Origin of the sequence: Tepidimonas thermarum (assembly GCF_007556705.1) — a bacterium.
GTDB lineage: Bacteria > Pseudomonadota > Gammaproteobacteria > Burkholderiales > Burkholderiaceae_C > Tepidimonas > Tepidimonas thermarum.
This window is the reverse complement of record NZ_VJOL01000004.1, coordinates 73,044-90,548: the sequence shown is the minus strand read 5'-3', so window position 1 is coordinate 90,548 and position 17,505 is coordinate 73,044. Positions and strand designations below refer to the sequence as shown.

Genomic DNA, 17,505 nt, shown 5'->3' with positions numbered 1-17,505 from the left:
CCCTTTGACCCCCCCACCCCCGGTCGTGACCCCGGCCGACCTGTCACCATGCGACGCACGCGCATCAAAATTTGCGGCCTCACGCGCGAGGCCGACGTCGAGCACGCCGCCGCCGCCGGCGCGGACGCCATCGGCTTCGTCTTGTACCCGGCCAGCCCGCGCCATGTCAGCGCCCGCCGCGCCGGGGAGCTGGCCCGGCGCCTGCCGGTGTTCGTGACCCCGGTGCTGCTGTTCGTCAACGCCAGCGCGGACGCGGTGGCCGCGGCGCTGGACGCCGTGCCCCACGCGATGCTGCAGTTCCATGGCGACGAAAGCCCCGAACAGTGCGCCGCCCTGGCGGGTACGCGCCCCTGGCTGCGCGCCGCGCGCGTGCCGCTGGGCGCTGGCGCCGCTGGCTTCGATCTCCTAGAATACGCCGAGCGCTACGCCGCCGCGCGCGCCGTGCTGATCGATGCGCAGGTGCCTGGCTATGGCGGCGGCGGACAAACCTTCGACTGGACAGCCTTCCCGTGGTCACACCCTCGACTCAACGCCGCCGATCGGGTCGTTTTGTCTGGTGGACTCACACCCGCAAATGTGACCGATGGCGTGCGTCGGGTGCGCCCGTGGGCGGTTGACGTCTCCTCGGGCGTCGAAGCCGCCAAGGGTATCAAAGACCCGGCGCGCGTCGAAGCGTTCATCGCGGCGGTGCGCCGCGCCGACCTGATGCCTGCCGACCCCTCCCCTCCCTGACGGCCCCGCCGGGTTGCGGGCTGCCGTCCCCACCCCAGGATACGAGTTTCATGTCCGCCTACGCCTATCCCGACGCCCAGGGCCACTTTGGCCCCTACGGCGGCAGCTTCGTCAGCGAGACGCTCACGCACGCCATCGCCGAGCTGCGCGCCGCCTACGAACGCTACCGCCAGGACCCCGCGTTTTTGCGCGAATTCCGCTACGAGCTGGCGCACTTCGTGGGCCGCCCCTCGCCCCTGTACCACGCCGCGCGCCTGAGCCGCGAACTCGGCGGCGCGCAAATCCTGCTCAAGCGCGAGGACCTCAACCACACCGGCGCGCACAAGATCAACAACGTCATCGGCCAGGCCATGCTGGCCAAGCGCATGGGCAAGCCGCGCATCATCGCCGAGACCGGCGCCGGCCAGCACGGCGTGGCCACCGCCACCATCTGCGCGCGCTACGGGCTGGAGTGCGTGGTCTACATGGGGACCGAGGACGTCAAGCGCCAAAGCCCCAACGTCTACCGCATGAAGCTGCTCGGCGCCACGGTGGTGCCGGTGACGTCGGGCAGCCAAACGCTCAAAGACGCCCTCAACGAAGCGCTGCGCGACTGGGTCACCAACGTCGAAAACACCTTCTACATCATCGGCACCGTGGCCGGCCCGCACCCCTACCCCATGATGGTGCGCGACTTCCAAAGCGTCATCGGTGAGGAGTGCCTGCGCCAAATGCCCGAAATGTTGGCCGATCTGGGCCTGCCCGGCAACCAGGGCACGCCGCACCCGGACGCGGTGATCGCCTGCGTGGGCGGCGGCAGCAACGCCATGGGCATCTTCTACCCCTACATCCCACACGAGCGCGTGCGGCTCATCGGCGTGGAGGCCGCTGGCAGCGGCCTGGACAGCGGCAAGCACGCGGCCTCGCTGCAGCGCGGCGTGCCCGGCGTGTTGCACGGCAACCGTACCTATGTGCTGCAAAACGCCGACGGTCAAATCACCGAGACGCACAGCGTCAGCGCCGGGCTGGACTACCCCGGCGTGGGCCCGGAGCACGCCTGGCTCAAGGACAGCGGCCGCGCCGAGTACGTCGGCGTCACGGACGAGGAGGCGCTGGCGGCGTTTCATCGCCTGTGCCGCACCGAGGGCATCATCCCCGCGCTGGAGTCCAGCCACGCCGTGGCCTACGCCATGAAGCTGGCGCCGACCCTGCGCCCTGACCAGACGCTGCTGGTCAACCTGTCGGGGCGCGGCGACAAGGACATCGGCACCGTGGCCGACCTCGCGCAGGCCGACTTTTACTGCCGCCCGAGCTGCCGCGGACAGACCGTCAAGGGCGGCACCGAACAGCCCCTGACCCACCCGAAGGCCTGACGCCATGAGCCGCATCGACGCCACCTTTCACCTGCTCCAAGCCCAGGGCCGCAAGGCCCTGATCCCCTTCATCACCGCGGGCTTTCCATACCCCGACGTCACCCCTGCGCTGATGCACGCCCTGGTGACGGCAGGCGCCGACATCCTCGAACTGGGCGTGCCGTTTTCCGACCCCATGGCCGACGGCCCGGTGATCCAGCGCGCGGGCGAGCGCGCGCTGGCCGCCGGCATCGGTCTGGCGCAGGTGTTGCAGATGGTGCGCGACTTCCGCACCGGCGACACGACGACGCCGGTGGTGCTGATGGGCTACGCCAACCCGATCGAAGCCTGGGAGCACCGCCATGGGGCCGGCAGCTTCGCGCGCGAGGCCGCGGCCGCCGGCGTGGACGGTGTGCTGGTGGTGGACTACCCGCCGGAGGAATGCGAGGACTTTGCCCGCGCCCTGCGCGCGCACGGGCTGGACCTGATCTTTTTGCTTGCGCCCACCAGCACCGAGGCGCGCATGGCCCAGGTGGGGCGGCTGGCCAGCGGCTATGTGTATTACGTCTCGCTCAAGGGCGTCACCGGCGCGGGCCACCTGGACACGGCGGCGGTGGAGGCCATGCTGCCCCGCATTCGCGCCCATGTGTCGGTGCCGGTTGGGGTGGGCTTTGGCATCCGCGACGCGGCCAGCGCCCAGGCGGTGGGCCGCTGCGCCGACGCGGTGGTGATCGGCACCCGCCTCATCCAGTTGATCGAGCACGAACCGCGCGAGCGCGTGGCCGACACAGCCGCGGCGTTCGTGCGCGAGATTCGCGCCGCGCTGGACGCGCTGCCCGCCACGCCGGCCCCGGCTGTCGCATAATCGCGCGCACGCTGGCATTGGGCAGTCCCGCGCTGCCCAACGCCACCACTGCAAGGAGTTGCCATGTCCTGGCTGGAAAAACTGTTGCCGCCCAAGATCGCCCCCACGACCACCCAGCGGCGCAGCATCCCCGAAGGCTTGTGGATCAAGTGCCCAAGCTGTGAGGCCGTGCTCTACAAGACCGATCTGGAAAAAAACCTCAACGTCTGTCCCCAGTGCGGTCATCACCACCGCATTGGCGCGCGCGCGCGGCTCGACGCCTTCCTCGACCCCGAAGGACGTTATGAAATCGGGCAGGAGGTGCTGCCCGTCGATGCGCTCAAATTCAAGGACAGCCGCAAATACCCCGAGCGCCTCAAGGAAGCGTTGGAGGCCACCGGCGAGACCGACGCGCTCGTCGTCATGGGCGGCGCGGTGCACGCGCTGCCGGTGGTGGTGGCGTGCTTCGAGTTCGACTTCATGGGCGGCTCGATGGGATCGGTGGTGGGCGAGCGCTTCGTGCGCGGCGTCCACAACGCGATCGAACAAAAGGTCCCCTTCATCTGCTTTACCGCCACCGGTGGCGCGCGCATGCAGGAGGGCCTGCTGTCGCTGATGCAGATGGCCAAGACCAACGCCGCGCTGACCCGGCTCGCCCGCCAGCGCCTGCCCTTCATCAGCGTGCTGACCGACCCGACCATGGGCGGCGTATCGGCCAGCTTCGCCTTCATGGGCGATGTCGTGATCGCCGAGCCCAAAGCCCTGATCGGCTTTGCCGGACCGCGCGTGATCGAAAACACCGTGCGCGTGAAGTTGCCCGAAGGCTTTCAGCGCGCCGAATTTCTGCTGCAAAAGGGCGCGATCGACATGATCTGCGACCGGCGCGAGCTGCGCGCCACCGTGGCCAACGTGCTGGCCATGCTGCAGCGCCAAAGCGCCGACGCGGTGGCCTGACGCGCCAGCACCGGCACGCGCACGCCATCCCAACGAAGACGCCCGCGATGATCGCCGATCCGCGTGCCCGTGTCCGGCTGGCCCAGTTGCACCTGTATGTGGACGTGCACCGCCACGACCGCTTTGTGGCGCCGGTGCTGACGGTCATAACCGGGCTGCTGCTGTCGCACTGGGTACCGATGTCGTGGGCGCTGACTTGGCTGGGCATCGAATTGCTCATCATCGCGCACTATCTGTGGGTGTACCGGCGCTTCAAGCAGGCCCAACCACCGCCGAGCGAGGAACGCCGCTGGGCCAACCGCATCGCCCTGGCGCACGGGGCGCATATGTTGGCGTGGTCGTCACTGGTGGTGTGGGCGTGGCGGCCTGGGGATTTTGGCAACCTCATGTTCGTGATGCTGGTGCACGTGGGCCTCATCTCGTTGACCGTATCGATGTCCCACGCGCACCTTCGCTTGCTGCTGCTGGACATGCTGCCCCCGGTGCTGGCCCTGATCGCGCCGCCGTTGCTCGAACCCAGCGCGTTTCACATCGGCCTGAGCGCGCTGGGCATGGCGTTTTGCGCGCTGATGCTGCTCGTCGGTCGGCAGATCAATGCCGCAACGACCGAGGCCATCGAGCTGCGCCAGCGCAACGAGCAGCTCATCCGGGAGCTGCAGTCACAGGCCTCGCGCGACGCGCTGACCGGCGTCATCAACCGCCGTTATCTGATGGAAACCGGCGCGCGCCTGCTCCAGCAGCACCGCCACAGCGGCGAACCGTTGGCATTGCTCATCATCGACCTGGACCACTTTAAACAGATCAATGACCTCCACGGACACCTTGGCGGCGACGAGGTGCTGGTGGCGGTGGTCAATACCTGCGTTCAGCTTGTGCGCGCCAGCGACTGTTTTGGCCGCCTCGGCGGGGAAGAATTTGCGCTGATTTTGCCCAACACCCAATTCGCGCAAGCACGCGACCTTGCTGAACGGCTACGCACGGCCATCGCGGCACTGGCCATCTCGGTGAAAACCGAAACCATACGGCCCACCATCAGTGTCGGGGTGGCGATGGCCTCCGACGACGATGTGACGCTGTCAGACCTGCTGCGCCGCGCCGATATGGCCATGTACGATGCCAAAGCCGGCGGGCGCAACCGCGTCGTCTGCGCCCCAGCGGGGGGAAGGCACACCCCGCAACCGGCCCACCCATGATCCCCGGCTGCCTGCCCGTCAGGGCAGCAGCGCCAGCGCGTGCTGGTAGCGGGGATCGGCCATCAGGGCGTCCCATGCCAGCGCGGGGCCGCTCGGCAGCAGCGCGCGCCGGCGCGCCTCGGCGGTTTCGTCCGGCGTCCAGCGGCCTTCGTAGTAGGCACGCGCCAACCCGTCGATGAGCCGATCGATCGGCTCGCCACCGTCCACCGTGCTTTGGTTGCACAGCAGCACCAGGTCGCAGCCGGCCTCCAGCGCCGCCAGCGCCGCCTCGGTTGGGGTGACCGGTCGGCCATCCAGCACGCGCGCGCCGGCCATGCTGAGGTCGTCGCTGAACACCGCCCCGGTAAAGCCCAGCCGATCGCGCAGGATGTCGCGCAGCCAGCGGCGCGAGAACCCGGCCGGCCGCGCGTCCACCTGCGGGTACACGACATGCGCGGGCATCACCGCCGCCAGCGATGCGCTCAGCCAACCATACGGCGCGGCGTCCTCGGCCAGCAAGGCCGACAGCGGCCGCTCGTCCACGGGCAGGTCCACGTGCGAATCGGCCTCGGCCCAGCCGTGGCCGGGAAAGTGCTTGCCGCAATGCGCCATGCCCGCCAGGCGCAGCCCGTGCATCAGGGCTTGTGCCAGCATGGTCACGACGCGGGCGTCGGCGTCGAAGGCGCGGTCGCCGATCACCTCGCTGCGGCCGTGGTCCAGGTCCAGCACCGGGGCAAAGCTCAAATCCACGCCACAGGCGCGCAACTCGGCCCCCAGCACGTAGCCCGCTGCCGTCGCGGCATTGCACGCCGCCAGCGCCGCCTCGCCGGGGCGCGTCTCGGGCGCCTCGCGCCACAGGCGACCCAAGTCGCGCATCGGCGGCAGGTGGGTAAAGCCGTCGGTGCGAAAGCGCTGCACGCGCCCGCCTTCGTGGTCCACGCAGATGAGCAGGTCGCGCCGCACCCGCTTGATCTGCGCGCACAGGCGCTGCAGCTGCGCCCGATCACGCCAGTTGCGGGCAAACAGAATGACGCCGCCGACGAGCGGATGGCTCAGCCGCGCACGGTCGGCGTCGCTCAGGCGGGTGCCGGCCACATCGATGATCAGGGGGGCATGCAGGGTCATGGGTCTTGCTCCACCACCACGAAGCTGGCGGCATAGTCGGATTCGTCGGTCAGACTCAGGTGGGCACGCAAGCGCCGCTCGTCGCACCAGGCCCGCAGCGCCCCGTGCAGGCGAAACGCCGGCCGACCACCGGGCAGGTGGATCACTTCGCAATCGCGCCAGGTCATGGGCGCGCGCAACCCCAGGCCGATGGCTTTGCTCAACGCCTCTTTGGCCGCAAAGCGCGTGGCCACGAAGCGCACGCCCCGCTCGGGCCAGCGCGCCGCGCGGGCGCGCCACTGCGCCAGCTCACCGTCGGCCAGCACCCGCTGTGCGAAGCGATCGCCGTGGCGCGCCAAGGCGGCGGCGATGCGGCGCACGTCGCACAGGTCCGTGCCCACCCCGTAGATCATGCGCGGCCTGCCGCAGCGGCGTCGATGCACCGCAGGTAGGCCTGCACCGTGGCCGCGTAGCCCAGCTCCAGCGCATCGGCGATCAGCGCGTGGCCGATCGAGACCTCGACCACGCCCGGCACCGCGCGCAGGAAATCGGTCAGGTTGTCGCGGTTGAGGTCGTGGCCGGCGTTGACCTGCAGCCCCGCGGCCCGGGCGGCCAGCGCCGCCTCGCGGTAGCGTTGCAGTTGCGCCGCGCGCGCCGCCGGGTCGGCCCAGGCGGCGGCGTAGGGTTCGGTGTAGAGCTCGACGCGGTCGGCGCCCACCGCGCGCGCCGCGGCCATCTGGTCCGGGTCGGGGTCCATGAACAGGCTCACCCGCACGCCCAGCGCCTGCGCCTGCGCAATCACCGGACGCAGCCGTTCGGCGTCGTCGGGGAAGCGCCAGCCGTGATCGCTGGTGAATTGGCCAATCGCATCCGGCACGAAGGTCAGTTGGTGCACGGGCAGGCCGCGCGCGGCCACTTCGCGCGCCACGTCCAGCAGGTTGTGGAACGGGTTGCCCTCGATGTTGTATTCGCGGCCGGGCCAGGCGCGCAGCAGCTCGGCCACGTCGAAGACATCGTGCCAGCGGATGTGGCGCTCGTCGGGCCGCGGGTGCACGGTGATGCCATGCGCGCCGGCCTGCAGGCACAGCGTTGCCGCCCGCGTGACGCTGGGGATGCCGAGGTGGCGGCTGTTGCGCAGCAGCGCCACTTTGTTGACGTTGACCGACAAAGCGGTGGGGTTCATGGTGCAGGTTCGTTCGTGGACGGGGCCGCCAGCGGACCGACGCGGCGCACCGCCCGCATCCACTCGCGGGTGCGGAAAGCCCGCACGCCGCTATGGTAGTGCAGCAGCGCCGCCAGCCCGACGCGCAGGGCCGCGGTTGCCAACAGCGCCGGCTGCGCGCGCAGGGCCGCCCAGGGGTCGGCCGCTGCCAGCGCGCGCTCGACCGCCGCCCAATGCCCTCCCGGCAACGCCCCGCTGTCTTCCGCGCCGCAGGGCTGCAAGCCGGCCTCGGGCAGCAGGCGGTAGGCCTGGTCTGCGGCCAGCGGCAGCAGGCGCAGCCCCTCATGCGCCAAATCCGGCAGCCAGCCCAGGGTACGCAACAGCAGCAGTTCGAACGCGCGCAGCGTCACCGCGACGTCCTCGCCCGCGGCCAGGGCCGCCAACGCTGCCGCGTAGTGGTCGAACAGCACCGGGTGCGGGTCGTCACGGGTCATGAGGCGCAGCACCAGCTCGTTGAGGTAGTACCCCGCCAGCAGCGCGTCGCCGGCCGGCATGACGTGGCCACCGGCAAACTGCGCCGCCTTGAGCGTGCGCACCTCCGCCTCGCCCGACCAATCCAGCCGCAGGGGCAGCATCGGCAGCAGCACCGCGCGATACTGCGAGGTCGGCCGCTTGACCCCCTTGCCAATCAGCACCACGCGCCCGTGGTGGCGGCTGAACACCTCCAGCACCAGGCTGGACTCGCTCCAGTCGTGTTGGTGCAGGACGAAGGCGGGCTCGTCGTGAACCCGCAGGCGCGTACGGGCGACCACGTCACTCGTAACCGTAGGCGCGCACCCGGGCCTCGTCGTCGGACCAGCCGGAGCGCACCTTGACCCAGAGCTCCAAAAACACCTTGCCGCCCCACAGCCGCTCGAGCTCCTGGCGCGTTTCGGTGCCGATGCGCTTGAGCCGCTCCCCGCGTTCGCCGATCACCATGCCCTTGTGCGCCTCGCGCTCGACGATGATGGTGGCGGCGATGCGGCGCAGCTCGCCCTCCTGCTCAAAGCGGTCCACCACCACGGTGGAGGTGTAGGGCAGCTCGTCGCCGGTGAGGCGAAAGAGCTTTTCGCGCACCAGCTCGCCGGCCAAAAAGCGCTCGCTGCGGTCGGTCAGGTCATCGGGGTCGTACAGCCACGGGTGCTGCGGCAAGTAGCGCTCGCACAGGGCGAGCAGGCGCTGCACATCGCGCGGCTGCTTGGCGCTCATGGGAAAAAATTCGGCAAACGGATGCCGGTCCTGCATGCTGCGCAGCCACGGCGCAATGTCCACGCGCCGGTGCACGCGGTCGAGCTTGTTGGCCACCAGGATCACCGGCACGCCGGGCGGCAGCAAGGCCAACACCTTGGCGTCGGCCAGGTCGAAGCGGCCGGCCTCGACCACGAACAGCACCAGATCCACGTCGGCCACGGCACCCAGCACCGTCTTGTTGAGCGCGCGGTTGAGCGCGTTGCCATGCCGGGTCTGAAAACCCGGCGTGTCCACGAAGACGAACTGCGTGGCCCCTTCGGTGCGGATGCCGGTGATGCGGTGGCGCGTGGTCTGCGCCTTGCGCGACGTGATGCTGACTTTGTAGCCCACCAGCGCGTTGAGCAGGGTGGACTTGCCCACATTGGGCTTGCCAACGATGGCAATGAAGCCACAGCGCTGCGGCGCTGGTGCGGCGTGCGTCGAAGCAGGGGCGGAATCGGCGGTCATGGCGTGGCAGCGCGCGAGAGCGCGCCTTGGGATTGGAGCTGGGCCAGCATCGCCGCAGCCGCCACCTGCTCGGCGGACCGGCGCGACGGGCCGCGCCCCAGGGCGGGGGCAACCCCCTCGACGCGGCAGACAACCTCGAAGGTTTGGGCGTGCGCCTGGCCGTGGATGGCCACCACCTCGTACACGGGCAGCGGACGGTGCCGGCCCTGCAGCCATTCCTGCAACGCGGTCTTGGCGTCCTTGCCCAGCCCCGGGTGCAGCTCGACCCCGTCGTACCAGTGCCGCGCCACGCGCTGCGCCACCTCGAAACCCGCATCCAGGTAGAGCGCCCCCAGCAGCGCCTCGACCGCATCGGCCAGGATCGAGGCCCGCGTGCGCCCGCCCGAGCGCGCTTCGCCCTCGCCCAGGCGCAGCAGCGCCGGCAGTCCCAGGTCGAGCGCGATGCGGTGCAGCGCGTCCTGGCGCACCAGGGCGGCGCGAGCGCGCGAAAGCTCACCTTCGGTCTGCTGCGGCAGGCGCTCGACCAGCAGCGTGGACACTGCCAGGCCGAGCACGGCGTCGCCCAGAAACTCGAGCCGCTCGTAATGGTCGGCCGAGTGGCTGCGGTGCGTCAGCGCGCGCAGCAGCAACTCGGGGCGGCGAAACCGATGCCCGAGGCGGTGTTGCAGCGCCTCCAGCGCTGGCGCCTGGGAATCAACCATGGTTCATTGGCTGCTGCCCCGGTATTTGATGACCAGGTAGGCCGGGCCGACCAAATGGATTTCCTTGTCGTAGGCAAACGAGACCACGATCTTGTCGTCCACCTTGGTGATGTCGAGGTCCTTGCCGCTGACCGCCTCGAAGTAGTCGGCGGTCTTGGCGCGTTCGAAGGCGTTGCGAATCTCGGTCACCGTGGTGCCGCTTTGCGCCGCACGGGTGGCCGCTTTCTGGATTGCCCAGTATTCGGTCACCGTGGGAAAGATCTTGGCCGCCAGCACCACCAGCACCGCCACGACCGCCCCCACGAAGAGCAGGCCTATCAGGGTCATCCCGCGTTGTCGCATCTGCGCCACCCCATATCCAACGTGCGCCGCCCCCGTGGCGGACACCGCGATCATGATAGCGGCAAACACCGGCGCCGCTTCACTCGAACGTGCCGATGCGGCGCCAATCGCCAAAATTCATCCACACAAACACCGCCTTGCCCACGATGTTGCGCTCCGGCACAAAGCCCCAATAGCGCGAATCGAGCGAATTGTCGCGGTTGTCGCCCATGACGAAATAGTGCCCCTCGGGCACCCGGCAGGTCACGCCCTCGACGGTGTACTGGCAGCGCTCACGGCCGGGGAAGTCCACCGCCGCCGGGATGAAGGCGGGGCGCTCGTCGTCGATCAGCGTGTGCACGCGCCGCCCGCCGATTTCCTCGACGAACTGCTTGCGGTAGCGCATCGCGTCGGCATCGTAAAAATCGTCCACCGCGGTGCGCGGCACGGCCTGGCCGTTGATGTAGAGCCGCTTGTTCAGATACGCCACCTCGTCGCCCGGCACCCCCACGACGCGCTTGATGTAGTCCAGGCTCGGCTGCGGCGGGTAGCGAAAGACGATCACGTCGCCGCGCTGCGGGCTGTGGTTGTCCACGACCTTGGTATTGACCACCGGCAGGCGGATGCCGTAGTGGAACTTGTTGACCAGGATCAGGTCGCCCACGTGCAGCGTCGGGATCATCGAGCCCGACGGGATTTTGAACGGCTCGAACAAAAACGAGCGCAGCACGAAGACCGCCAAAATGACCGGGAACAGCCCCGCGGTCCAGTCCAGCCACCACGGCTGCGCCAGCAGGCGGCGGCGCAGGGCATCGAGGTCCACCGGCTCGCCCACGATGCCCTGGCGCGCCAGCTCCTCGCGGCGCCGCGTGGCCTCGGCCACGGCTTGCGCGGCCGCCGCCTGGCGGCGCGGCAAAAACACCCAACGCTCGGCCACCCAGTACGCACCGGTGACCACCACGGCCAACAGCAGCAGCAGCGCAAAGTTGCCGTCGATGGCGCCGACATACCACGCCACGCCGTAGCCGGCAAAGGCCGCCAGCACGACGCCGGTGACAGCGCCCATGGTCTGGTCGTTCATGACTCCTCCACCTGCAGGATGGCGAGGAACGCCTCCTGCGGCACTTCCACGGTGCCGATTTGCTTCATGCGTTTTTTGCCCGCCTTTTGCTTTTCCAGCAGCTTGCGCTTGCGCGTGATGTCGCCGCCATAGCACTTGGCCAGCACGTTTTTGCGCAGCGCCTTGACGGTTTCACGCGCGATGATTTGCGCACCAATCGCCGCTTGTATGGCGACATCGAACTGCTGGCGGCTGATGATTTCGCGCATCTTGCTGACCACGGCGCGTGCGCGCGACTGCGCCTGGCTGCGGTGCACGATCATCGACAGCGCATCGACCTTGTCACCGTTGAGCAGGATATCGACCTTGACCACGTCCGACGGCCGGTACTCCTTGAACTCGTAGTCCATCGAGGCGTAGCCGCGGCTGACCGACTTGAGCTTGTCGAAGAAGTCCAGCACGATCTCGGCCAGCGGCAGGTCGTAGGTCAGCATGACCTGCTTGCCGTGGTAGGCCATGTTGAGCTGCACGCCGCGCTTTTGGTTGCACAGCGTCATCACCGGCCCCACGTAGTCCTGGGGCAAATAGATGTGCACGGTGACGATGGGCTCGCGGATTTCCTGGATCTTGCTCGGCTCGGGCATGCGCGAGGGGTTTTCCACCATCAGCACCTCGCCATCGCCCTTGACCACCTGGTACACCACGCTGGGCGCGGTGGTGATCAGGTCTTGGTCGAATTCGCGCTCCAGGCGCTCCTGCACGATTTCCATGTGCAGCAGGCCCAAAAAACCGCAACGAAACCCAAAGCCGAGTGCCTGCGACACCTCGGGCTCGAAGTGCAGCGACGCGTCGTTGAGCTGCAGCTTCTCCAGCGCATCGCGCAGCTGGTCGTACTCGCTCGCCTCGGTCGGGTACAGGCCGGCGAAGACCTGCGGCTGCACCTCCTTGAAGCCCGGCAGCGGCTCGGTGGCCGCGGCCAGGTTGGCGCCGCTGGCGCTCTTGAACGAGGTGATCGTGTCACCCACCTTGGCGGACTTGAGCTCCTTGATGCCCGCGATCACATAGCCCACCTCGCCGGCCTGCAGGCGCTCGCGCGGCTGGTTGGCGGGCGTGAAGACCCCCACCTTTTCGCACGCGTACTGCGCGCCCGTGGCCATGAGGCGGATGCGATCGCCGCGGTTGAGGCAGCCATCGACCACCCGCACCAGCATCACCACGCCGACGTAGTTGTCGAACCACGAGTCGATGATCATCGCCCGCAGCGGGCCCTCGGGGTTGCCGCGCGGCGGCGGGATCTTGGCCACCACCGCTTCCAGGATGTCGTCGATGCCCATGCCGGTCTTGGCCGAGCAGGGAATCGCCTCCGACGCATCGATGCCGATGACGTCCTCGATTTCCTGCTGGGCGCGCTCGGGGTCGGCCTGCGGCAAATCCATCTTGTTGAGCACCGGCAGGACCTCGACGCCGAGGTCCAGCGCCGTGTAGCAGTTGGCCACCGTCTGCGCCTCCACGCCCTGGCTGGCGTCCACCACCAGCAGCGCGCCCTCGCATGCCGACAGCGAGCGGCTCACCTCGTAGGAAAAGTCCACGTGGCCGGGCGTGTCGATGAGGTTGAGGTTGTAGACCTGCCCGTCGCGCGCGGTGTATTGCAGCGCCGCGGTTTGGGCCTTGATGGTGATGCCGCGCTCCTTCTCCAGCTCCATGGAGTCGAGCACCTGGTCGGTCATCTCGCGCTCGCTCAAGCCCCCGCAGCGCGCGATCAGGCGGTCGGCCAGCGTGCTCTTGCCGTGGTCGATGTGCGCGATGATGGAAAAGTTGCGGATGTGCTTCATGGCCACGAAAAATGGGCGCGCTCCGTTTGCAGCGCGCCCGCTCGAATCAAACCCCGCATTGTAGGCGGTGCGCCGCCGCACCGCACCCGGCCGGCATCAGGGCCGCACCAGCACCCACTGTGCCCAGTCGCCGCGGCGGATGAGCACGCTCACCGGTCGCCCCTTGGGCCAATCCGCCACCGCACGCTCGAAGTCGCGCAACGAGGCCACGTTCTGGTTGCCCACCCCGACGATCACATCGCCCGGGCGCAGGCCGGCCGCCGCGGCAGGGCCGCTGACCCCATCGACGCGGATGCCGCCACTGACCTTGAGCTCGCGCCGCTCCGCGGCGGTGAGCTCGCGCAGCGTCAACCCCAGCGGGCCCGCCTTGGCAGCCTTGGGCTCCTCGGCCGGTGCGCGCGCCGCCGACTCGTCTTCGAAGGTGCCTACCGACACCGTCAGCGTCTTGGTCGCACCGCGACGCCACACCTCCACCGTGGCGCGTGTGCCGGGCTTGGTGTTGCCCACGATGCGCGGCAGGTCGGCCGACTTCTCGATCGCCTTGCCATCGAAGCGCAGGATGATGTCACCCGGCTCGATGCCGGCCTTGGCCGCGGGCGAGCCGTCCTCCACCCCGCGCACCAGGGCGCCGCCGGCCTTGGGCAGGCCCAGCGACTCGGCCACCTCCTTGTCCACCGGCTCGATGGCCACGCCGATGCGCCCGCGCGTGACCTTGCCGCTGGTCTTGAGCTGTTCGGCCACGCGCACCGCTTCGTCGATCGGGATCGCAAAGCTGATGCCCATGAAGCCCCCCGAGCGCGAGTAGATCTGGCTGTTGATGCCCACCACCTCGCCGCGCATGTTGATCAGCGGCCCGCCGGAGTTGCCGGGGTTGATGGCCACGTCGGTCTGGATGAACGGCAGGAAGTCGCCGGTCTCGCGCTGCTTGGCGCTGACGATCCCGGCGGTGACCGTGTTGTCCAGGCCAAACGGCGAGCCGATGGCCATCACCCACTCGCCCACCTTGAGCCGCTCGACGTCGCCGATGCGCACGGGCTTGAGGCCGGTGGCCTCGATTTTGACCAGCGCCACGTCGGTACGCTTGTCGGCGCCCACCACGCGGGCCTTGAATTCGCGCTTGTCCGGCAGCGTCACCACGACCTCGTCGGCCCCGTCGACCACGTGGGCGTTGGTCATGATGAAGCCATCGGCGCTGTAGACGAAGCCCGAGCCCACGCCGCGCTGGCGCTGCTGCGGCCCACGTTCCGGGCGCTGCGGGCCGCGCGGGAATGCGCCCGGCGGCAGCGGGATGCCGAAGCGTCGGAAAAAGTCGCGCATGGCCTCGTCGGGGTCGGCCTCATCGTCGGGTGTGGCCTGCACGCGCTCGACGGTGCGGATGTTGACCACCGAAGGGCCGACGTCCTCGACCAGCACGGTGAAGTCCGGCAATCCGGTCAGGCGCGGTCCGCCCGCGGCAGCGGACGCGCCCGGCGCGGCGGCGCCCGTGGCCGGTTGGGCGCCGACGCCATGCTGCGCGGCCCCCCACAGCAGCGCCACGGCGGCCAGCGCCGACACCGCGGCCAGCGCCACGGGGCGGCGGCGCGTGGCCGCTGCCGCCTCAGAAGGTTGCGTTCGGTTCATCATGTGAGACCTCGTCGGATGCAAGGGTAACGCCCCGGGCGGGGCGAAAAAGCCAACGCGTCATCGCGTGCGCTCGAGCGCGTCCAAAAAGCGCTCGAGGGTGGCCATCGGCACCTCGCCCAGGGCGGTGACGGCATAGCCCGCCACGCGTTTGGACAAACCGTGCGTCGCCCCGGCGTGGGTGCGGGGGACCGCCGGCGTGTCGGCAGCGGCAAAAAACAGCGACACCGACGCCAGCCCGTCGGAATACACGCACTGCAGCGGCGCGCGCGCGCGCTGCTCGTCGGCGCGTACCCAGCACGTCACCGGGCGAAACCCCGGCACCTCGGCCTTCAAGCGCCAGCCCTCGGCCTCGGCGGTGGTTTTGCGCAGCGTCGGCCGCTCGATGCGGTAGCCGCGCGTGTCCTCCATCTGCCGCAACATGGCGTCGAGCCGCAGGGGCGCATCGAGCTGCAGCTCGGTAAACGCCACTTGTTCCAACACGTCGCCATCGGCCTGCAACGTCTGCAGCTTGAGCACCAGCCCGGTGCGCTTCTCGGACCAAATGCGATAGCCGTAGCGCAGCGCGTCGCGCGGCTGGAATTCGACCACCCACGCGTCATAGCCGGCCACGCGGTCGCTGCCACGCGGCTCGGCGCGGTAGAAATCCGCCACGTCGATGCCCGGCACCCGCACCGGCCCGGGGAACAGGCGCAACAGCTCGCGCCGGTCGCGCACCGCCCACTGCTTGTCGGGCAGCACGGTCATGACCTCATCGTCGCGGCGCCAGGTGACGCGCGCCGGACCGTTGAGCGCTTCGATGCGCTCGATCTGCTGACGCCCGTCGCAGACGTGCGCGATGCGCGCCGTGGCCATGTCGCTGCCGCGCGTGACCACGAACGTTCCGCTGTACGCCCGGTTGCGCGTGGCCTCGTGCAGCCGCTCGATCCAGGCCTGAATGTCGAGCGCGGGCGCCGGTGCCGCCCCATGACTGGGCGGTGCCCCGAGGCCGAGCATGCACAAGCCCAGCGCCGCGGCCGCCATCCGAGCCCTCCAGCGCCGGCCCCAGTGGGTTCGGCGTGTCTGTGACGTGACCATCGACCGGCTCACCTCTGCTCAGCGCGCCGGCACGTCATAACTGGCCGCCCGCAAAAAGCCCGCGCTGGTTTGCAGCGCCGATGCGGCGCCCCACTGGCGATGGGCGGCCATCAACTCCTCGAGCTGCGGATCGCGCGCCACCACCGCGGCCGCCGGCGTGACCACACCGGGCTGGCCGACGGTCACGATCGGGGTGGTCGCGACCGGTACCGCTGGCCCCTGCACCATGACCGGGGCCGTCTCGGCCGTCCCCGGCACCGCGCCCACCTGCCAGGCGACCGCCACGACGGCCGCCAACGCCGCCACGCCCGCCACCATCTTCCAGCGAAAAACGGCGTCGTTGGCGGCAACCGGCCGCTGAGCCGGCACCACGGGCGCGTCCGGGCTGCGCGCCGGCACCGGCTCCTGCGCCACGCGCGCCATCACGGCGCGCACGAACGCCGGGTCAGCCGCCCCGTCGGCACTGGCCGCGCGCGCGCGCAGCGCCTCGCCGATGCACCGGTAGGCGTCCCACGTCGCCCGCTCGGCCTCGGCCCCGTCGAGCGCCGCGCCGACCTGCGACGGCCCGCACTCGCCGTCGAACAGGGCCGACAGCCATTCCCGCCGCGCAAGCTCGGCGGCGGACGTATCGTTCGAGGGGACTGCAGGTTTCATGGTCGGACATCCAATCTGGTCACCCGTACGGGACGCATCACCACCGCTTGCCGGACTGCCGCTCCAGCATCGGCTTGATGCGCGCGGAAATCGCTTCGCGCGCCCGGAAGATGCGCGAGCGCACCGTCCCGATGGGACAGCCAAGCGCTTGCGCGATTTCGTCATAGCTCAAGCCATCGATTTCGCGCAGCGTGATCGCTTGGGCCAGCTCGGGCGGCAGCGCTTCCACCGCCGCCTGCACCGCCTGGGCGATTTCCTTGCTCGCCAGCACCGCTTCCGGGGTTTCCGTATCGGCCACTTGCGCGTTTAGTTCCTGCTCGAGCGCGGAAGTTTCTTCGCCATCGTCACCGTTTTGCAACGCGCTCATGGGCACGAGCGGGTCGCGCTTGAGGCTCTGCAGCGCTTTTTTGGCGGTGTTGACGGCGATGCGGTACAGCCAGGTGTAGAACTGGGCGTCACCGCGGTACTGACCGAGCGCGCGGTACGCGCGGATGAAGGTCTCCTGCGCCAGATCGGGCACGAGGTCGGCGTCGCGCACCAAGCGGGCGATCAACCGCTCGACGCGCCGCTGGTATTTGATCACCAGCAGCTCGAACGCCCGCTGGTCGCCGGCCTGCGCGCGCTGCACGAGCGCGGCGTCGGCGTCGGGAGTGCGGCGGGGCGGATCCATCATGGCGGTGGCACAGGGCGCCCGAATATACCCGATCGGCCACGGGCGTCGGCGCGCGCCGCCAACGCCCGCCGCAGGGCCAGCCACTGCGCCGGTTGGGTACCCGCCGCGCCCTGCTGGCACCACAGCCACAGGGCCAGCCCATCGGGGGTCACGGCGTGCAGCAGCAGCGCACGACCCATGTCGAGCACGACCCGGACCGCGGGCAACACCACACCTTGGGGCCGCGCCGCGCTGCACCAGCGCCAAGCGCCAGCACGGGCGCCACCGGCGCCATCCCCACCGGGCGGCGCGGCGGGCGCCCAGACCAGCGTGCCGCGCAGGGTGCGCCGCGCCGTCCACGCCGTCCACACGCCCAACAGGGCCCAGCCGGCAAGCGCCACCCACCAGGCGCCCGGCAGGTCCGGCCGCCACCACGCCCAGGCGGCGAGGACGGCCACACCCGCCATCGCCAGGGTGGCGCTGACCACGGCGTCGAGGCGGCTGGCACCCGCAGGGTAGCCCACACCGGCCAGCCCCGTGCCCAGCACGGAC

At 69.7% G+C, this 17,505-nt stretch carries 19 protein-coding genes; 5 read left to right on the top strand and 14 right to left on the bottom strand.

What is annotated here, in order from left to right; translation table 11 throughout:
• Positions 1-48 precede the first annotated feature (48 nt).
• From Tther_RS02340 to Tther_RS02320, 5 genes are all read left to right on the top strand, one after another.
• Entirely contained in the window at positions 49-732 is a 684-nt protein-coding gene (locus tag Tther_RS02340; protein ID WP_143900483.1) for a phosphoribosylanthranilate isomerase, read from the top strand.
• A gap of 50 nt (positions 733-782) precedes the next feature.
• Positions 783-2,084, top strand: a complete 1,302-nt coding sequence (gene trpB / locus Tther_RS02335) for a tryptophan synthase subunit beta (RefSeq protein ID WP_143900481.1) — start codon at positions 783-785, stop codon at positions 2,082-2,084.
• A gap of 4 nt (positions 2,085-2,088) precedes the next feature.
• Positions 2,089-2,928 (top strand): tryptophan synthase subunit alpha, encoded by an 840-nt coding sequence (gene trpA / locus Tther_RS02330; RefSeq protein ID WP_143900479.1) that lies wholly within the window; start codon positions 2,089-2,091, stop codon positions 2,926-2,928.
• A gap of 63 nt (positions 2,929-2,991) precedes the next feature.
• Complete coding sequence (accD, locus tag Tther_RS02325) at positions 2,992-3,861, top strand: acetyl-CoA carboxylase, carboxyltransferase subunit beta (protein ID WP_143900477.1); 870 nt, start codon at positions 2,992-2,994, stop codon at positions 3,859-3,861.
• A gap of 47 nt (positions 3,862-3,908) precedes the next feature.
• Entirely contained in the window at positions 3,909-5,054 is a 1,146-nt protein-coding gene (locus Tther_RS02320; protein ID WP_143900475.1) for a GGDEF domain-containing protein, read from the top strand.
• A gap of 18 nt (positions 5,055-5,072) precedes the next feature.
• Here the strand turns inward: Tther_RS02320 and nagZ are convergent, their stop codons facing one another.
• The 14 genes from nagZ to Tther_RS02250 all read right to left on the bottom strand — a co-directional run bounded on the left by nagZ (position 5,073) and on the right by Tther_RS02250 (position 17,501).
• Positions 5,073-6,158 (bottom strand): beta-N-acetylhexosaminidase, encoded by a 1,086-nt coding sequence (nagZ, locus tag Tther_RS02315; protein ID WP_143900473.1) that lies wholly within the window; start codon positions 6,156-6,158, stop codon positions 5,073-5,075.
• On the bottom strand, positions 6,155-6,550 hold the full coding sequence (gene acpS, locus Tther_RS02310) for a holo-ACP synthase (protein ID WP_143900471.1): 396 nt from the start codon (positions 6,548-6,550) through the stop codon (positions 6,155-6,157). Before acpS ends, nagZ begins: the two co-directional genes overlap by 4 nt.
• Positions 6,547-7,320, bottom strand: coding sequence for a pyridoxine 5'-phosphate synthase (locus Tther_RS02305; RefSeq protein ID WP_143900469.1), 774 nt, complete (start codon positions 7,318-7,320; stop codon positions 6,547-6,549). Before Tther_RS02305 ends, acpS begins: the two co-directional genes overlap by 4 nt.
• Entirely contained in the window at positions 7,317-8,111 is a 795-nt protein-coding gene (recO, locus tag Tther_RS02300; RefSeq protein WP_246098875.1) for a DNA repair protein RecO, read from the bottom strand. The genes Tther_RS02305 and recO overlap by 4 nt, the downstream gene beginning before the upstream one ends.
• A 1-nt stretch (position 8,112) precedes the next feature.
• A complete protein-coding gene (gene era, locus Tther_RS02295; RefSeq protein ID WP_143900467.1) occupies positions 8,113-9,036 on the bottom strand; it encodes a GTPase Era in 924 nt (307 codons plus the stop codon).
• Positions 9,033-9,737 carry a ribonuclease III gene (rnc, locus tag Tther_RS02290; RefSeq protein WP_143900465.1) on the bottom strand — a complete coding sequence of 235 codons (705 nt, stop codon included), beginning with the start codon at positions 9,735-9,737 and terminating at the stop codon, positions 9,033-9,035. Before rnc ends, era begins: the two co-directional genes overlap by 4 nt.
• A gap of 3 nt (positions 9,738-9,740) precedes the next feature.
• Positions 9,741-10,064: a DUF4845 domain-containing protein gene (locus tag Tther_RS02285; protein WP_246098874.1), complete on the bottom strand. Its 324-nt coding sequence runs from the start codon at positions 10,062-10,064 to the stop codon at positions 9,741-9,743.
• 94 nt (positions 10,065-10,158) lie between these two features.
• The gene (gene lepB / locus Tther_RS02280) at positions 10,159-11,124 is read right to left on the bottom strand and encodes a signal peptidase I (RefSeq protein WP_143900496.1); all 966 of its coding nucleotides are present in this window, start codon (positions 11,122-11,124) and stop codon (positions 10,159-10,161) included.
• A gap of 11 nt (positions 11,125-11,135) precedes the next feature.
• On the bottom strand, positions 11,136-12,950 hold the full coding sequence (gene lepA / locus Tther_RS02275; protein WP_143900461.1) for a translation elongation factor 4: 1,815 nt from the start codon (positions 12,948-12,950) through the stop codon (positions 11,136-11,138).
• A gap of 96 nt (positions 12,951-13,046) precedes the next feature.
• Positions 13,047-14,573 (bottom strand): DegQ family serine endoprotease, encoded by a 1,527-nt coding sequence (locus Tther_RS02270; RefSeq protein WP_143900459.1) that lies wholly within the window; start codon positions 14,571-14,573, stop codon positions 13,047-13,049.
• 57 nt (positions 14,574-14,630) lie between these two features.
• Complete coding sequence (locus Tther_RS02265) at positions 14,631-15,593, bottom strand: MucB/RseB C-terminal domain-containing protein (protein ID WP_246098873.1); 963 nt, start codon at positions 15,591-15,593, stop codon at positions 14,631-14,633.
• Between the two features lie 72 nt (positions 15,594-15,665).
• Positions 15,666-16,301, bottom strand: coding sequence for an RseA family anti-sigma factor (locus Tther_RS02260; protein WP_143900455.1), 636 nt, complete (start codon positions 16,299-16,301; stop codon positions 15,666-15,668).
• 37 nt (positions 16,302-16,338) lie between these two features.
• A complete protein-coding gene (gene rpoE, locus Tther_RS02255) occupies positions 16,339-16,974 on the bottom strand; it encodes an RNA polymerase sigma factor RpoE (protein WP_143900453.1) in 636 nt (211 codons plus the stop codon).
• Positions 16,971-17,501 (bottom strand): hypothetical protein, encoded by a 531-nt coding sequence (locus Tther_RS02250; protein ID WP_143900451.1) that lies wholly within the window; start codon positions 17,499-17,501, stop codon positions 16,971-16,973. The genes rpoE and Tther_RS02250 overlap by 4 nt, the downstream gene beginning before the upstream one ends.
• Positions 17,502-17,505: the final 4 nt, after the last annotated feature.

Excerpts from the sequence above, each read along its gene's own strand:
- Tther_RS02340 (WP_143900483.1), top strand. The coding sequence starts at position 49 with ATGCGACGCACGCGCATCAAAATTTGCGGCCTCACGCGCGAGGCCGAC.
- lepB (WP_143900496.1), bottom strand. The coding sequence starts at position 11,124 with ATGGGCGCTGTCACCGGCGTCGTGCTGGCGGCCTTTGCCGGCTACGGC.
- Tther_RS02270 (WP_143900459.1), bottom strand. The coding sequence starts at position 14,573 with ATGATGAACCGAACGCAACCTTCTGAGGCGGCAGCGGCCACGCGCCGC.
- rpoE (WP_143900453.1), bottom strand. The coding sequence starts at position 16,974 with ATGATGGATCCGCCCCGCCGCACTCCCGACGCCGACGCCGCGCTCGTG.
- lepA (WP_143900461.1), bottom strand. The coding sequence starts at position 12,950 with ATGAAGCACATCCGCAACTTTTCCATCATCGCGCACATCGACCACGGC.
- nagZ (WP_143900473.1), bottom strand. The coding sequence starts at position 6,158 with ATGACCCTGCATGCCCCCCTGATCATCGATGTGGCCGGCACCCGCCTG.
- Tther_RS02305 (WP_143900469.1), bottom strand. The coding sequence starts at position 7,320 with ATGAACCCCACCGCTTTGTCGGTCAACGTCAACAAAGTGGCGCTGCTG.
- Tther_RS02285 (WP_246098874.1), bottom strand. The coding sequence starts at position 10,064 with ATGACCCTGATAGGCCTGCTCTTCGTGGGGGCGGTCGTGGCGGTGCTG.
- acpS (WP_143900471.1), bottom strand. The coding sequence starts at position 6,550 with ATGATCTACGGGGTGGGCACGGACCTGTGCGACGTGCGCCGCATCGCC.
- trpB (WP_143900481.1), top strand. The coding sequence starts at position 783 with ATGTCCGCCTACGCCTATCCCGACGCCCAGGGCCACTTTGGCCCCTAC.
- Tther_RS02320 (WP_143900475.1), top strand. The coding sequence starts at position 3,909 with ATGATCGCCGATCCGCGTGCCCGTGTCCGGCTGGCCCAGTTGCACCTG.
- Tther_RS02260 (WP_143900455.1), bottom strand. The coding sequence starts at position 16,301 with ATGAAACCTGCAGTCCCCTCGAACGATACGTCCGCCGCCGAGCTTGCG.
- rnc (WP_143900465.1), bottom strand. The coding sequence starts at position 9,737 with ATGGTTGATTCCCAGGCGCCAGCGCTGGAGGCGCTGCAACACCGCCTC.
- trpA (WP_143900479.1), top strand. The coding sequence starts at position 2,089 with ATGAGCCGCATCGACGCCACCTTTCACCTGCTCCAAGCCCAGGGCCGC.
- accD (WP_143900477.1), top strand. The coding sequence starts at position 2,992 with ATGTCCTGGCTGGAAAAACTGTTGCCGCCCAAGATCGCCCCCACGACC.
- Tther_RS02265 (WP_246098873.1), bottom strand. The coding sequence starts at position 15,593 with ATGGCGGCCGCGGCGCTGGGCTTGTGCATGCTCGGCCTCGGGGCACCG.
- era (WP_143900467.1), bottom strand. The coding sequence starts at position 9,036 with ATGACCGCCGATTCCGCCCCTGCTTCGACGCACGCCGCACCAGCGCCG.